We start from the raw sequence: 14,979 nt of genomic DNA, 5'->3' as shown, positions 1-14,979 counted from the left end.
CGTCAGCCGCCGGCGGTACCGAGCTGGGCGCGGTCGAGCCGGAGCCGCGGGTCGATCGCGGCATAGAGCAGGTCGACGAAGAAATTGATGGTCACGAACAGCAAGGAGACCATCACCAGGTAGGCCGCCATCACCGGAATATCCGCAAACTGCACCGCCTGGATGAAGAGCTGACCCATGCCCGGCCACTGGAAGACTGTCTCGGTGATGATCGAGAAGGCGATCAACCCGCCTACCTGGATACCTATCACGGTGATGACCGGCAGCAGCGTGTTCTTCAATGCATGACGGAAATGCACGGCGCGATCGGTGAGGCCGCGGGCGCGCGCGAACTTGATGTAGTCGGTGCGCAGCACCTCGAGCATCTGCGAGCGCACCAGGCGCAACACCAGCGTCATCTGGAACAGCGAGAGGGTGAAGGCCGGCAGCACGATCGCCTTGAGGCCGGCCGCCGTCAGCAGGCCGGAGCTCCAGACGCCGACCTGCACCGTGGTGCCGCGGCCGAACGACGGGAAGCACCAGTCGGCCGGCAGGCCGATCGCCGGCGCCCAGCTCTTGCACTCCACCGAGAAGACGTAGATCAGCAGGATCCCGATCACGAAGGTCGGCATCGCCACGCCCGCCAGGGAGAACGTCATGATGGCGGTGCTGTCGATGCTGCGGCGGCGCAAGGCCGTCAGCACGCCGAGCGGAATGCCCATGGCGAGGGCCAGCACCGCGGCGACCAGCACCAGCTCCAGCGTCGCCGGCATGCGCTCGACGATCAGGTCGGAGACCGGCCGGGCGAGGCGGTAGCTCTTGCCGAAATTGCCGGTCGCCGCGTTGCCGAGGAATCGGGCGAACTGGACGACGACGGAATCCTCGAGACCGAGCTCGTGGCGCATCTCGGCGCGTTCGGCCGGCGAGGCCTCCTGGCCGACCATGTTGTTCACGGGGTCGCCCACGAAGTTGAACAGCACGAAGCACAGGAACGACACCGCCAGCATCACGGCGAGCGACTGAAGCAGACGCGATACGATGAAGGCGAGCATCAGGTTTCCTCCCCCGTCATCGGGGGAGGTGGCCCGAAGGGCCGGAGGGGGAGGGCCTCAGGCGAGGTTTACGAAAGTCTGACGTCGGAATCTCATGGATGTCTTCTGTGGCTTTCCCCCTCCGCCCCCGGGCGGGGGCATCTCCCCCGTATGACGGGGGAGGAACATGATGACGGGGGAGGGACATGAGAGATGCGCCCTCACTTGATCGTCGAGTATTTGAAGTTGGGCGAGTCGTTGGCGAAGATCGGGATCGTCACCTTGTCGCTCATCGACCAGACGATGAGCTGGTGGTGCAGCGGAAGGTAGGGGATGTCGAGCACGGCGAGCTTCCACGCCTCGGCGATCATCTTGTCGCGCTTGGCCTGATCGACCTCCTTCAGCATGCCGTCGGCGAGCTCGTCCATGCGCGGATTGCTGTAGCCAGTGAAGTTCCAGCCGCCGACTTTCCTGGCCGCGTTGTTGGTCTGGTAGAGGAAGGTGAATACATAGTGCGAATCGAGTGTCGGAACGCCCCAGCCCAGCAGGTACAGGCTCGAGTCCGACTTCTGCAGCTTGGGAAAGTGCAGGGTCTTGGAACGCGCCTGCAGGTCGACCTTGATGCCGATCTGCGCCAGCATCGCCGTCACCGCCTGGCAGATCTGCTCGTCGTTGTTGTAGCGATCGTTGGGACAGTCGAGTGTCACCGAGAAGCCGTTGGGGTAACCGGCCTCGGCCATCAGCTTCTTCGCCGCGGCGACGTCGTACTTCAGGCGCTGGTCGAGCTCCTTGGTATAGCCGTGCACGCCCGGTGAGGTGATGAGGCCCGCCGGCGCCGAGAAGTTGCGCATGACCTTGGCCTTGATCGCGGCGATGTCGATCGCCTGGTACATCGCTTGGCGAACGCGCTTGTCGGCGAACGGGTTCTTGCCTTTTACGTCGGAGTACTTCAGCTCCTTCGATCCGACATCGAGGCCGAGGAAGATCGAACGCACCTGGGCGGTTTCTTCGGTCTTCAGCCCCGACGTCTGCTTGATGCGGGCGATGTCCTGTAGCGGTGCGTCGAGCACGAAGTCGACCTGGCCCGAAATCAGTGCGGCGACGCGCGTCGCCGGCTCCTTGACCGGCGTGTAGACCAGCTCGTCGGGATAGTTGGGAAAATCCTTGGCTCCCCAGTAGGTCGGATTCTTGACCATCACCGTGCGCACATCGGGATCGCGCTGTTTCACCATATAGGGCCCGGTGCCCATCGCATTGCGCACCGCGTAGGTCTCTTCCTTGTCCTTGTAGCTCTGCGGCTTGGTGACGTTGTGCTTCTCCGCCCACGCCTTGGACATGATCAGGATGGAGGCAGTGTAGTCGGGCAGGATCGGGTTGGGTCCGTTGGTGATGATGTGCACCGTCAGCGGATCGATCGCCTTCACTTCCTTGACCGAAGAGATGTAGGAGCGGAAGTCTGAGGTCGGCGCCTGCGCGCGCTGGTAGCTGAAAACCACGTCGTCGGCGGTGAACGGCGTGCCGTCGCTGAACTTGACGTCGGGTCGGAGCTTGTACTCCCAGACCTCCGAGGCGATCGGCTTCCACGACAGCGCCAGACCGGGAACCTTGCTCAGCGACGGATCGCGGCTGATCAGGGCCTCGTAGACGTGGGCGTTCATGGCCGAGGTCGGCCCTTCGTTCTGCGCGTGCGGGTCGAGCGTCAGGGCGTCGCCCTGGCTGGCCCAGCGCAAGGTCTTGGCGTCGGCCACCGAGACCACGCCGAGGGCGGCCGCGACGAGGGCGGCCAGACGAGCAACGAACATGGCCATTGCCTCCTGTATAGGTTGCGAGGCGGACCCTAACGAGCGGCCGACGTGTGATCAATGACGGGTTGGGCGTTCGACGGCACGTTGCCCGAGCAATGGCGCGTCGACGCTGGCCTGCAACGTCGGCACACTGTCGCGATGGTTTCCAAGATCACGACACGCGAGCTCACCCCTGATCGGTGGCCCGACCTGGAAGCGCTGTTCGGCGGCAACGGCGCTTGCGGCGGCTGCTGGTGCATGTTCTGGCGCCAGGAGCGCGGCGAGGACTGGTCGGAGACAAAGGGCGCGGTCAACAAGCGGCGCTTTCGCACCCTGGTCAAGGACGGCCGCGCCCACGGCGTTCTGGCCTACATCGATGGCGCGCCGGTCGGCTGGGCGGCCTTCGATCGTCGCCGCGAGCTTGCCAAGCTCGATCGCGCGCCGTCGCTTGTCTGCGATGATGCCGATCGCGTGTGGTCGCTGCCCTGCTTCTTCGTCAAGGCGGGCTATCGCCGGCAGGGCGTGGCCTCGGCCCTGATTGCGGCGGCGGTCGCCGCGGTGCGGCGGCGGCGCGGGGCGGTGATCGAGGCCTACCCCGTGCGGCCCGGCAAGTTCGGCAAAGCCATTCCGGCGGCCTTCGCCTATACCGGCACGATCCCGATGTTCGAGGCGGCAGGCTTCCAGCCGGTGGGCGAGCGCGACCGCGGCAAGCAGCGCATGCGCTTTGGGGAGAAGGATGCGTCAGGAGCCGGCCGCCGGCAGCGAGCTTCATCGTCGGCTTGACGGTGGTCGCCGTGGTACCCCCAATCAATGGCAAAGAAAGGCAGTCATCCCGACCGAAGCCGAGCGTAGCGAGGCTTGGTGGAGGGATCTTTCTTGTGCTGGCTTCGACAAGATAGGTCCTCGACTGCGCCTCCCTTCGGGCGACTCCGCTCGGGATGACGGAGAAAATGCCATGTGCGAATGCCTGCCTCGGCGCCGGAGACGCGGGCGTGACGCGACCCGGTCGTCGCGGTTGGCCTGCCGCTCGTCACACCAGCGTCGCCGGTCGTCACAAAGTGCGCCAGCAGCGGCCGGTCGACCACTAGAGGGTAGCTCATCGAGCGATCTTTCAGCTCCGAGGGACCCATGAATCGTCGCACACTGCTCACCCTGGCCGGAGGCCTGCCGCTGATGTCGACTGCACACGCCCAGGACACGCCGCGCTATCGCCGCAACCGTCCCGGCGATCCGGGCTGGCCATCGGACGGGCAATGGCGCGAGCTCGATGCTCGCGTGGGCGGTCAGCTCCTCGTCGTGCGCTCGCCCATGGAGGCCTGTCGCGCCCAGCCGGGCAGCGCCGAGTGCGCCGCTTTCTTCCGCGGCCTCAAGAACCCCTGGCTGATCGGTGACAGCGTCGCTCTCACCCAGACCACGGGATGGGTCGATGCCTGGACGTCGACGCCCAGCACCTATGCCGTCGCCGCTCGCAACAGCAGCGATGTCGCCGCCGCCGTCGACTTCGCCCGACAGCATCGCCTTCGCCTGGTGGTGAAGGGCGGCGGCCATTCCTATCAGGGCACGTCGAATGCTCCCGATTCGCTGCTCCTCTGGACACGCAGGATGGACGGCATCGAACTGCACGACGACTTTGTCGGACAGGGCTGCAACGCGCCGCCGCAGCCGGCGGTCTCGCTGGGGGCGGGCGTGGTCTGGCTGCGCGCCTACGATGCGGCCTCGCGCGCCGGCCGCTACGTGCAAGGTGGCGGCTGCACCACGGTGGGTGTGGCCGGATTGATCCAGAGCGGCGGCTTCGGCACCTTTTCCAAGCGCTACGGCATGGCGGCGGCTGGATTGATCGAGGCCGAGGTGGTGACGGCCGATGGGCAGGTCCGCATTGCCAATGCCTGCACCAACCCCGACCTGTTCTGGGCCTTGAAGGGGGGTGGCGGCGGCAGCTTCGGGGTGGTCACGCGCATCACGCTGCGCACGCGCGAACTGCCGGAATTTTTTGGCGGCGTGTTCATCACCGTCCAGGCGAGGTCGGCGCCGGCCTATCGCGATCTCATCCAGCGCTTCCTCGCCTTCTACCGCGAGCGGCTGTTCAATCCGCATTGGGGTGAGCAGGTGACGTTCCGGCCCGACAACGCACTTGCCGTCGCCCTGGTATTCCAGGGCCTCGACGCAGCAGCGGCGACCGAGCTATGGCGGCCGTTCGTCGCCTGGCTGGCGGAGCGGCCGGCCGACTTCACCCTGGCGGCGCCGCCGATGATTGCCGCTCTGCCGGCGCGGCACTTCTGGGACGCGGACTGGATGAAGGCCAACGCGCCCGACTTCATCCTGAGCGACGATCGGCCGGGAGCGCGCCCCGACAACATTTTCTGGCGCAACAATCTAGGCGAGGCAGGCTGGTTCATCCAGGGTTACGAATCGGTGTGGATGCCGGGGCCATTGATCGAGCCGGCGCGCCAGGACGGGCTGATCGATGCACTGTTCGCCGGCTCGCGACACTGGCGGATTACCTTGCACTTCAACAAGGGGCTGGCCGGCGCGCCTGCCGACGAGGTAGCCGCAGCGCGCGATACGGCGACCCATCCTGTCGCGGCCGATGCCTTCGCGCTCGCGATCAGCGCCTCGGAAGCGCCGCCGGCCTTCCCCGGCGTGGCCGGCCGCGAACCGGATCTGGCTCTGGCGCGGCGCAACGCGGCGAAGATCACGGCGGCCATGGACGAGATCCGCCGGTTGGTGCCCGATCACGGATCCTACGTTTCGGAGTCGAACTACTACGAGGTCGATTGGCGGCGCGCCTTCTGGGGCACGAATTACGCGCGGCTGCGCCAGGTCAAGGACAAGTACGATGCCGACGGGCTCTTCTTCGTGCACCACGGCGTCGGCAGCGAGGACTGGAGCGCCGACGGCAACACGCGGCTGCGGTGAGGACGCTTCGCCGGGAGTGCGCCACTTCCGTGGCGCTCTTGCTTCCTCTCCAGCAGAACTGGGGAGGTGTCGCCGTCATACGGCGACGGAGGGGTCATGAGCATCGCGACTGTGGCCCTTGACCCCTCCGTCCGCGAAGACGCGGACACCTGTACCCGGCGAAGCTACCGGCGAAACTGGGGAGGAGGAAATGAGGCACCACGGAGTGGCGCGCTCCCGGCACATGGCGTCCCGTTCAGACTACGTCGCCGGCTTGGCGCGCTGGCCGATCTTGGTCTCTGTACCGTTCAGCAGCCGGCTGATGTTCTCGTGATGGCGCACCCAGACCAGCGGCACCAGCAGGGTGAGCAGCGTGGCGGCACGGGGATCGGTCAGGAACCAGGCGGCGATCGCGGCGACCACGACGGCGAGCAGCGCCGCCAGCGACGAGTAGCGGAACAGGGCGGCGACCACCAGCCAGGCGGCGCAGGCAACCGCACCGACCGGCCAGGAGAGGCCCCACATGATGCCGAGCGTGGTCGCCACGCCCTTGCCGCCCTTGAACGACAGCCACACCGGGAACATGTGGCCGATCACGGCGCCGGCGGCGGCGCCGACCGCGGCGAGCTGTCCGATCTGGTCGGCGATCAGCACCGCCACCACACCCTTCAACGCATCGAGCAGAAGAGTCGCGGCAGCCAGGCCCTTGCGCCCGGTGCGCAGGACGTTGGTCGCACCGATGTTTCCCGAGCCGACCTTGCGGATGTCGCCCAGTCCGGCGGCCTTGGTCAGCAGCAGGCCAAACGGGATCGAGCCCAGCAGGTAGCCGAGCAGGAAGGGCGCCAGCAGGACGAGCAGCGTCGAGGCCATCGGCTCAGGGGCTCAAGAGCTTGCAGTTGCTCGAATCGACGTAGGTCGTGGTTGGCGGCCCGATCAGCTCGGCAGTGATCTGCTCGCCGGGCTGGATCGTGACTGGCCCGAGATAGTCGGTGCCGACCGGTCGGCCGGCATTCATGAAGGTGCATTCCGCCTGCGTGTTGACCGCCCGCGGCGTGTTGGAGGTGAGCGTCACCGTGACCTGCCAGTAGCGGGTCGGCCCATAGGTCAGGTTGGCGGCGCCCAGGGACACCAAGGGCTGCGGGCGCGACGCACTGGGAATGGCGCGCGGGCCCGTCCGGCGCATCGACGTTTGCGGCCGCGGGCCTGTCTGTCCTGGCTGCGACGTCGTTGCGGTGCGTGGATCGAACGCCGCATCGGGATCACGCGTGCCGCCGCCGGGCGGGGGCAGTGTCGCCGTGCCGCCACCCGGCACCGCCAGCGGCTGCGGCTGGGGCGCCGGCGGCGTCGGCGTGAGGGGTTGCGGCGTGAGTGGCGCGCTGCTGATCGATGTGCCGGTGGTCGGCTGGGGTTGGGGCTGTGGCTGCGGTTGGGGTTGCAGCTGCTGCTGGGGCTGAGGTTGGGCGGCCTGGATCGGCGTTGGTGTCACCGCTGGTTGCGGCGACACCCCGCCGACCTGGGTCTGCAGGCGGTCGTAGCAGGACAGGCGCTGCTGGGTGTCGGTGATCTCGGCGCAGATCTGGATGTGCCGCGTCAGCGCGTCGAGCAGATCGTCGCGTGACTGACCGCGCTGCTGGGCATGGCTCGCGCCGGAGGCGGCCACCGTGGCGGCGGCGAGAAGGAGAGAGAATCGATGCATGGAAGGCCCTTGCGGAAGCGGCGGTCGGGACTGGCCGACAATACCAGACGAAATGGCCGTTTGGAGGCGGATTTCCGGGCAGCGATCAGGCCGCGCGGGCGGCTGTGACAAAGCTGTCGTCGCGGTAGATCGTGCGGCCGCCCACGATGGTGGCCATGACGCGGCCCTGCACCGGCCGCTCGTCGAACGGCGAGTTCTTGGTCTTGCTCCACAGCTCGTCGCGGTCGACCCGCCAGGCATGGTCCGCATCGAAGACGACGAGGTCGGCTGGCGCGCCCTTGGCGAGCTTGCCGCCGGGCAGCCCGAACAGCCGCGCCGGCGTGGCCGACAGCAGGCGGAACAAGTGCGGCAGGGTGAGATGGCGGTTGTGCACCAGCTCGAGCGAGATCGGCAGCAGTGTCTCGAGCCCGATGCCGCCCGGCTCGGCCTGGGCAAAAGGCACACGCTTGCTGTCCTGGTCCTGCGGTCGGTGGTCGGAGACGATGGCGTCGATGGTACCGTCGCGCAGGCCTTCGACGACAGCCTGCCGGTCCTTCTCGGCGCGCAGCGGCGGCACCAGCTTGCCGAAGGTGCGATAGTCGCCGACCGCGAGGTCGTTCAGCGCGAAGTAGGGTGCGGCGGTGTCGCAGGTGATGCGCAGGCCGCGCGCCTTGGCGGCGGCAATCGCGGCGACCGCTTCGGCGGTTGAGATCTTGGTGAGGTGCAATCGCCCGCCCGACATCTCGGCCAGCCGGATGTCCCGCTCGACCATCATGACCTCGGCGAGCGGCGGATTGCCGGACAGACCGAGCCGCGTCGCCATCTCGCCGCTGGTCATCACGCCGCCCGACAGCGTCGGCTCCTGCGGCAGGTGAACGATCAAAGCATCGAACGCCTTGGCGTAGTAGAGCGCCCGGCGCATCACCTGGGCGTTGCCGACGGCATGATCGGCGTCGGTAAAGGCCACGGCGCCGGCCTCGGCCAGCAGGCCCATCTCGGCCAGCTCCTTGCCCTCGAGCCCGACCGTCAGTGCGCCATAGGCGTACATGTTGGCAAGCTTGATCTGGCGGGCGCGGCGGGCGACGAACTCGATCAGCGAGGCATCGTCGAATGGCGGCTCGTTGTCGGGCAGCAGCACCATCGAGGTGACGCCGCCGACGGCGGCGGCGGCACCGGCGCTCTTCAGCGTCTCCTTGTGCTCCTCGCCCGGCTCGCCGGTGTGCACGCGGGTATCGACCAGGCCCGGCGCGAGGCAGAGGCCGCGGCAATCGACCGACTGGATGCCATAAGGCGCGCCCGAGGCGAACAGCTGGGGGCCGTAGTCGGCGATCTTGCCGTCGCTGATCAGGACGGCGCCGTTGTACTCGGCGTCGCCGAGGGGATCGACGATGCGGGCATTGATGTAGGCAGTCGATCCGCTGTGCGGCGGCGCGCCGGGATCGATGGCGCCGCTCACGCCGCCGCCCCCGCGAGCGCATTGCGGCGCCCGCCGATCAGCGCATCCAGACAGGCCATGCGGACGGCCACGCCCATCTCGACCTGCTCATGAATGACCGAGCGGTCGAGGTCGTCGGCGACCTCCGAATCGATCTCGACACCGCGGTTCATCGGGCCGGGATGCATGATCAGGGCATCGGGCTTGGCGACCTTGAGCTTTTCGTGGTCGAGGCCGAAGAAGTGGAAATATTCACTGATCGACGGCACGAACGAGCCCTGCATGCGTTCGGTCTGCAGCCGCAGCATCATCACGATGTCGACGTCGCTGAGGCCGGTCTTCATGCGGTAATGCACCTCGACGCCCATCCGCTCGATGTCGGTCGGCATCAGGGTCGGCGGGCCGACGACGCGCACGCGCGCCCCCATGATCTGCAGCAGATGGATGTTCGAGCGGGCGACCCGGCTGTGCAGGATGTCGCCGCAGATCGCCACCAGCAGACCCTGCAGACTGCCGCGCCGGCGGCGGATGGTGAGCGCATCGAGCAGCGCCTGTGTCGGATGTTCGTGCTGGCCGTCGCCGCCGTTGATGACAGCGCAGTTGACCTTCTGCGACAGCAGGTTGACGGCGCCCGATTCGCTGTGTCGCACGACGATGGCGTCGGGCCGCATGGCATTGAGCGTCATCGCCGTATCGAGCAGTGTCTCGCCTTTTCGCACCGACGATGTGGCGACGTCCATGTTGATCACGTCGGCGCCCAGCCGCTTGGCGGCGACCTCGAAGCTGGTGCGCGTGCGCGTCGAGTTCTCAAAGAAGAGATTGATCACGGTGCGGCCCGACAAGAGGTCACGCCTTTTGTCGAGGGATCGGTTCTGGTCGATGTAGCTTTCGGAAAGGTCGAGCAGGCCCGAAATCGTTTCAGGCGCAAGACCTTCGATGCCGAGAAGATGGGGCAACCTCGGCACGCCCGCCCATTTCGTTGTCACTAAAGCGCGACGTTAAGCACGCCCGCGCCGGGCCCGCAAGGCGACGGCCTGGTGGATAACAGGCTTCCTCCCCAGCTTCGCTGGGGAGGTGTCGCCGTCATCGGCGACGGAGGGGTCATGGACTCGAGTTCAAGCGGACCGCGGGCGTCTCGCCCCCGCATGTTGAAGAGCGGGCGAGACGCCCGCGGTCCAAGACGATGATCCCACCCGCGCCGGTAACGGCGACACCATCCCACTTCAAGGGGATGAATCATGACAACCGCAATTCGGCGCACGGCTGCACCAGGGCGGGGCCGCGCGGGGCGATGAAGTCGGCCCAGATGGCGTTGTGATGCTGAATGATCTTGGCAGCCGGCAGGTGAGGCCGGTCGCTGGTCGTATGGCCATCCGACGGCACGACCGTGCGCAGGCCGCGCGCCAGGGCACTGCGCACCGTGGTGTCGACGCAATAATCGGTGGCGCAGCCGGTGATGATCAGGCGGTCGATCGAAAGGGCGCGCAACGAGGCGTCGAGCGTGGTGTCGAGGAAGGCATCGCACGCGGTCTTGCGCACGATGGTGTCGGCCGGTCGCGCGTCCAGCCCCTCGAGCAGGCGCCAGCCTGGCTGCGAGGGATGGTGCGGGTCGCCCGCAGGGCCGTCGTGCTGGACGAAGATCACGGCGCCGTCCTCGGCGCGGACCGCGGCGGCCAGCCGGTTCAGGCGGTCGATCAATCCGGATGTGTCATGGCGCGGCGTCGCCTTGCCGAACGAGCCTTGCTGCATGTCGATAACGATCAGCGCGTGTCTCATGGCGGACCTTGCGCAGCTGCGGGACGGGGACCCGTATAGCGGGCGCGCGGCCGGATCAAGGCGCCATGTGCCGCCTGCTCGAGCGCATGGGCGATCCAGCCGACGCTGCGCCCGAGCAGGAACAGCGCCAGCGCCGAATCCTTGGGCAGGCCGAGCACGCGCTCCACGGTCACGGTGGCGAAGTCGACGTTGGCCGGCCGGTCGATCAGCCGCTCGACCGCCGCGGCCAACCGTTCGGCGAACGCGAGCTCGGCCGAACGCGGCATCGCCTGGCGCAGCAGGGCGAACAGCGTCGCCGCGCGGACGTCGCCGTCGGGATAGAGCTGGTGACCGAAGCCCGGAATGTAGATGCGATCGCGCACCCGGCGGGCCAGCTCGCCATCGAGGTCGGAGGCCTTGCGCAGATCGTCGAACAGCGACGACACGCGACGCGTCAGGCCACCGTGACGCGGGCCGTTCAAGGCGGCGAGGCCGGCCATGGTGGCGCCGTAGAGATTGGCGCCGGTCGACGCCACGACGCGGGCGGCGAAGGCCGAGGCGTTGAACTCGTGATCGGCCGACAGGACCAGCGCCGCCCTGAGCAGCGGCGCGCGCTCGTCGGGCACGCGCCAGGCCGCCGCGAGCTGCTCGTGCACCGGCCGCGCCGACAGCGGTTGCGCCGTGACGGCGGCGGCGAGCAGCCGCATAACCCGGACGCCGGTCCCCAGCATCGCCGCGCGGTCCTCCACCCAGCTCGCATGATCGAGCGCGGCCGCCGCCGGCAGCAGGACGAGGCAGCGATCGACCGGCGCCAGCGTGGCCGCGGCCAGCCAGGCGCGGCGCAGCGGCGTCGTCAGCGGCGGCAGATTGTCAGCCGCGAAGGGGCTGTCGTCGCAGTCCCACAACAGGCGGGCGGCATCCTCGAGCGAGGCCGTGCGCGCCAGCATGCTCGCGTCGACGCCGCGGTAGTGGAGGCGGTTGCCCTCGATCAGGGTCAGGGCCGATTCGAGCACCGGGGTGCCGAAATCGAGCGCATGGTTGGCGATCGACTCGGCCTTGCGGCCGACGTCCCGCCGACGCCTCAGGCGGGCGACGTCGTCGGCGCGGTAGCGCCGCTCGCGGCTGCCGTCGAGCGCTTCGGACCGCAGCAGCCCGCGGCTGACATAGGCATAGAGCGTGGCGGCAGAGATGCCCAGTCGCCGCGCCGCTTCCTTTGAGGTCAGGAATTCATGTGCCATGGGGCGATATTGATCAATATAATCAAGATTGACAATGTTTTTCCGGACCATGACTTTGCGCGCGGTCCCAGGAAAGGAACGCCAATGCTGCTGACTCGGGTGAACAGCGGTCTCGACGGGGTGGTCGTAGCCGATACGGTGATGAGCGAGGTGGACGGCGAAGCCGGCCGCCTGATCGTGCGCGGACACGCGCTCGAGGAGCTGGTGGCGACCCGCGGTTTCGAAGGCGTCGCGGCCTTGCTGTGGCAAGGCTACGCCCCGTCGGCGGAGGGCGGTGACGGCGATGCTGCCGCGGTTCGTGACGGCCTGGCGGCGGCGCGCGTGCGCGCCTTCGCCGAAGTGCCCAAGCTCCTGGCGGCAACGCACGGCCTCAATCCGGTCGAGGCATTGCGCGTCGGCGTCGGCATGCTGTCCGACGGCGAGGCGACGCCACATCACTATCTGGTGTGCGGCGCCATGCCGGTGTTCCTCGCGGCGCTGCTCAACGCGGAGAAAGGGCTGCCGCCGATCGCGCCGGATCCCGGCCTGACCACGGCGCAGGATCTGTTGCGCATGATCCGCGGCCAGCGCGCCGGCGCCGTATTCGAGGCGGCGCTCGATACCTACCTCGCCACCATCACCGACCACGGCTTCAACGCCTCGACCTTCACCGCCCGCGTCGTCAGCTCGACCCGGGCCGGCCTGATCTCGGCGGTGCTGGCGGCGCTGTGTGCGCTCAAGGGGCCGCTGCATGGCGGGGCGCCCGGTCCGGTGCTGGACATGCTGGACGAGATCGGCGACGCCGGGCGCGCCGAGGCCTGGTTCGCCAAGACGTTCGCCAGGGGCACCCGCCTGATGGGGTTCGGCCATCGCATCTACAAGGTGCGCGACCCTCGTGCCGACGTGCTGAAGCGCACTGTGGCCACCCTGCCGTCGACCGCCGGGCGACTGGCCTATGCCGCCGCCGTCGAGCAGGGCGCGATCTCGGCGCTGCGCAAGTACAAGCCGGGCCAGCGGCTCGACACCAACGTGGAGTACTACACCGCGCTGCTGCTCGAGGCGCTCGAGGTGCCACGCAGCGCCTTCACCGCCCTGTTCGCGGTCGGTCGCACCGCCGGCTGGTGCGCCCACATCTTCGAGCAGGAGAAAGGTGGCCGCATCATCCGCCCGCAATCGAACTATGTCGGCCCGCGGCCGAGCGCATAGGTCTGGGGTCTCCTGGCGAATGTCGGGGAAAGGCCCCTCGCTCCGAGCTCGCGACTTTGTCGATCGCCGTTCCTGATATGCCGATCGGCAGGAAAGCTTGAACCTTTACGTCGTGCTGAGCGAAGCGAACGACCTCGTTGCCGTTCGCGAAAGTGTGCTTTGAAGCTTCTGGCGAAGAGATCCTTCGCTGCGTTCAGGATGACAAAAAGTGCGCGTCCGCTCAGCAGGGCCGTTGCACCGGGTGGCGGGGTTGCGCCCGACGGCATGTACGCGCTAGGGATTGCCTCTCCGCGGGGCGGCGATGCCCTGTGTCAGTCAGAAGGCCCGATGTCCGAATCGATCTCGCTGGTCGACAGGCTGAGCGACAACCGATTCACCAAGCCCATCAAGCGGGCGATCGTGCGATCGCTGGTCCGCGATCCGCGGACTCGGTGGTTCGTCAATGCCTTCTACCGGTCGCTGAGCGACGCGGGCAAGAGCAAGTACCACGGGCGCTACGCGTCGGCATTTGCGGGCACCTCGGCAACGCTGGCGGCCGGCCATTGGACCGTCGAGTTCCTCGGCAGGACATTGCGTCTGCCCTTGCGGCCCGACCACGCGTGGCTCGACTGGGACCTCGCTGTCGCGATCCTCGGGCACGACCTGGAGGTCAAGCGGACCTATGCCGAGGTCGTCCAGTCCGCAGATCGGCCCGACCTATTCCTCGATGTCGGCGCGAACTACGGTACCCATTCGCTGCTGTTCAACTCGGCGGGAATCCAGACGATCTCGTTCGAGCCCAACGAACGATGCCTGGAGTATTTCCGCCTGGCTTGTTCGCTGAACGGCTTCGACGCCAAATGGGAGGCGGTCGCCCTGGGCAATCGGCAAGGCACAGCCGACTTGGTCTTTCCCGAGCGCAAGACGTGGCACGGATCGGTCGTCACGGAGGTCATCGAAGCGTTGGAGCGGAATGAAAAGACCACCGTGCGGCAGGTTCCCCTGCGCAAGCTCGACGATTATCTGGACGCCGTGGCGGGAAGAAGGGTGCTGATGAAGGTCGATGTCGAAGGGGCCGAGGTCGCCGTCCTCGAAGGAGCTGCCAGACTGCTGCAAGAAGTCCGACCGATGATCGTCTTCGAAAGCAATCGAACCGGCAGGCGCGCCGAGTTGCATGCACTGCTCGTGCGCCATTCATACGCAGTCGAGACCTTGCCGTGGACGGGCCGGGGGCTGCGGCCTTCGTTGCAGGTCGCGCAGTTCGTCGCAAGCGATGCCGGGAATTTCCTGGCCCGGTATCGACCATCGTAGTCCGGCCGCCGCGCGGGGCCGCCAGGCACTCGCGAGCGCCAGTGCAAGCCGGCGCGCCTTACAAACCATCGTGATCATGGAGGGCGTCGGCTGATTGCGATTGTCCTCGTTTTGGTTCCGACTAAAATGATCGAGAGGAGAGAAGAGGGGAATCGTCGTGGACTGCGTCTGTTGAGGCCCACCACGCCATGACGATGGACGTTCTTTTGCGGCTCCCACCTTCGACGGGCGCAGGTGACGAGCGGCCCTCTCGTTTCCGTCCTGATTCCCTGTTTCAATGGCCGTCCATTCATTGCAGAGACTCTGCGTTCGGTGATGGCCCAGAGCTACAGGCCGCTGGAAATCATCGTCGTCGATGATGGCTCGACCGATGGCAGTGCCGACGAGGTACGGCGGTTCGCCGACATCAGGTTGATCCGACAGGAGAATGCAGGCGCCGCGACCGCCCGCAACGTCGCGCTGGCGCACAGCCGGGGCGAGTTCATTCAGTATCTCGATGCCGACGATCTTCTGTCGCCCGAAAAGATCGCCCTGCAGATGGCACGGCTGTCCGCCAATCCGGATTGCATCGCTTCCGCCGAGTGGGGACGATTCTACAGCGACGCCGGCGAGACGACCTTCGTTCCGGACAAGACGTGGACCGACCTCGATGCGCTGGACTGGCTTGCGCTGTCGCGGGAGGACGGCATCGGCATGATGTACCCGGCCCTGT

The 14,979-nt window shown here is 67.3% G+C and carries 13 protein-coding genes; 5 read left to right on the top strand and 8 right to left on the bottom strand.

All coding sequences use genetic code 11. From position 1 onward, the window contains the following. Positions 1-2: 2 nt before the first annotated feature. Together AB7O82_RS12280 and AB7O82_RS12275 are read right to left on the bottom strand one after the other, a co-directional pair. Positions 3-1,031, bottom strand: coding sequence for an ABC transporter permease (locus AB7O82_RS12280; RefSeq protein WP_428619481.1), 1,029 nt, complete (start codon positions 1,029-1,031; stop codon positions 3-5). 200 nt (positions 1,032-1,231) lie between these two features. Next, positions 1,232-2,812: an ABC transporter substrate-binding protein gene (locus tag AB7O82_RS12275; protein WP_428539835.1), complete on the bottom strand. Its 1,581-nt coding sequence runs from the start codon at positions 2,810-2,812 to the stop codon at positions 1,232-1,234. A gap of 60 nt (positions 2,813-2,872) precedes the next feature. Between AB7O82_RS12275 and AB7O82_RS12270 the strand changes: the two genes are divergently transcribed. Together AB7O82_RS12270 and AB7O82_RS12265 are read left to right on the top strand one after the other, a co-directional pair. Continuing rightward, the gene (locus AB7O82_RS12270) at positions 2,873-3,577 is read left to right on the top strand and encodes a GNAT family N-acetyltransferase (protein ID WP_428539832.1); all 705 of its coding nucleotides are present in this window, start codon (positions 2,873-2,875) and stop codon (positions 3,575-3,577) included. Positions 3,578-3,922: 345 nt separating this feature from the next. After that, positions 3,923-5,710 carry an FAD-binding protein gene (locus tag AB7O82_RS12265; RefSeq protein WP_428539829.1) on the top strand — a complete coding sequence of 596 codons (1,788 nt, stop codon included), beginning with the start codon at positions 3,923-3,925 and terminating at the stop codon, positions 5,708-5,710. Between the two features lie 240 nt (positions 5,711-5,950). Here AB7O82_RS12265 and plsY read toward each other — a convergent pair whose 3' ends face one another. From plsY to AB7O82_RS12235, 6 genes are all read right to left on the bottom strand, one after another. Continuing rightward, a complete protein-coding gene (gene plsY / locus AB7O82_RS12260) occupies positions 5,951-6,559 on the bottom strand; it encodes a glycerol-3-phosphate 1-O-acyltransferase PlsY (protein WP_428539826.1) in 609 nt (202 codons plus the stop codon). A 4-nt stretch (positions 6,560-6,563) separates the two neighbouring features. After that, positions 6,564-7,385, bottom strand: coding sequence for a hypothetical protein (locus AB7O82_RS12255; RefSeq protein ID WP_428539823.1), 822 nt, complete (start codon positions 7,383-7,385; stop codon positions 6,564-6,566). 85 nt (positions 7,386-7,470) lie between these two features. Continuing rightward, positions 7,471-8,820 (bottom strand): dihydroorotase, encoded by a 1,350-nt coding sequence (pyrC, locus tag AB7O82_RS12250; RefSeq protein ID WP_428539820.1) that lies wholly within the window; start codon positions 8,818-8,820, stop codon positions 7,471-7,473. Beyond that, a complete protein-coding gene (locus AB7O82_RS12245) occupies positions 8,817-9,785 on the bottom strand; it encodes an aspartate carbamoyltransferase catalytic subunit (RefSeq protein WP_428539817.1) in 969 nt (322 codons plus the stop codon). The genes pyrC and AB7O82_RS12245 overlap by 4 nt, the downstream gene beginning before the upstream one ends. 250 nt (positions 9,786-10,035) lie before the next feature. Next, on the bottom strand, positions 10,036-10,575 hold the full coding sequence (locus tag AB7O82_RS12240; RefSeq protein ID WP_428539814.1) for a cysteine hydrolase family protein: 540 nt from the start codon (positions 10,573-10,575) through the stop codon (positions 10,036-10,038). Continuing rightward, positions 10,572-11,792, bottom strand: a complete 1,221-nt coding sequence (locus AB7O82_RS12235; RefSeq protein WP_428539811.1) for a citrate synthase family protein — start codon at positions 11,790-11,792, stop codon at positions 10,572-10,574. The genes AB7O82_RS12240 and AB7O82_RS12235 overlap by 4 nt, the downstream gene beginning before the upstream one ends. 84 nt (positions 11,793-11,876) lie before the next feature. On the opposite strand from AB7O82_RS12235, the gene AB7O82_RS12230 reads away from it, so the two are divergent. From AB7O82_RS12230 to AB7O82_RS12220, 3 genes are all read left to right on the top strand, one after another. Next, positions 11,877-12,977 (top strand): citrate synthase/methylcitrate synthase, encoded by a 1,101-nt coding sequence (locus AB7O82_RS12230; protein ID WP_428619478.1) that lies wholly within the window; start codon positions 11,877-11,879, stop codon positions 12,975-12,977. A gap of 327 nt (positions 12,978-13,304) precedes the next feature. Further along, a complete protein-coding gene (locus AB7O82_RS12225) occupies positions 13,305-14,267 on the top strand; it encodes an FkbM family methyltransferase (RefSeq protein WP_428619476.1) in 963 nt (320 codons plus the stop codon). A gap of 234 nt (positions 14,268-14,501) precedes the next feature. After that, positions 14,502-14,979: glycosyltransferase family 2 protein (locus AB7O82_RS12220; protein WP_428619473.1), on the top strand; the 478-nt coding region annotated here is incomplete at its 3' end.

The organism is Reyranella sp. (assembly GCF_050185545.1).
In the GTDB taxonomy this organism is placed as follows: domain Bacteria; phylum Pseudomonadota; class Alphaproteobacteria; order Reyranellales; family Reyranellaceae; genus Reyranella.
This window is presented reverse-complemented; position numbering and strand designations above follow the sequence as displayed.

Coding starts and splice junctions, on each gene's coding strand:
- AB7O82_RS12280 (WP_428619481.1), bottom strand. CDS start 1,031: ATGCTCGCCTTCATCGTATCGCGTCTGCTTCAGTCGCTCGCCGTGATG.
- AB7O82_RS12275 (WP_428539835.1), bottom strand. CDS start 2,812: ATGTTCGTTGCTCGTCTGGCCGCCCTCGTCGCGGCCGCCCTCGGCGTG.
- AB7O82_RS12270 (WP_428539832.1), top strand. CDS start 2,873: ATGACGGGTTGGGCGTTCGACGGCACGTTGCCCGAGCAATGGCGCGTC.
- AB7O82_RS12265 (WP_428539829.1), top strand. CDS start 3,923: ATGAATCGTCGCACACTGCTCACCCTGGCCGGAGGCCTGCCGCTGATG.
- plsY (WP_428539826.1), bottom strand. CDS start 6,559: ATGGCCTCGACGCTGCTCGTCCTGCTGGCGCCCTTCCTGCTCGGCTAC.
- AB7O82_RS12255 (WP_428539823.1), bottom strand. CDS start 7,385: ATGCATCGATTCTCTCTCCTTCTCGCCGCCGCCACGGTGGCCGCCTCC.
- AB7O82_RS12240 (WP_428539814.1), bottom strand. CDS start 10,575: ATGAGACACGCGCTGATCGTTATCGACATGCAGCAAGGCTCGTTCGGC.
- AB7O82_RS12235 (WP_428539811.1), bottom strand. CDS start 11,792: ATGGCACATGAATTCCTGACCTCAAAGGAAGCGGCGCGGCGACTGGGC.
- AB7O82_RS12230 (WP_428619478.1), top strand. CDS start 11,877: ATGCTGCTGACTCGGGTGAACAGCGGTCTCGACGGGGTGGTCGTAGCC.
- AB7O82_RS12225 (WP_428619476.1), top strand. CDS start 13,305: ATGTCCGAATCGATCTCGCTGGTCGACAGGCTGAGCGACAACCGATTC.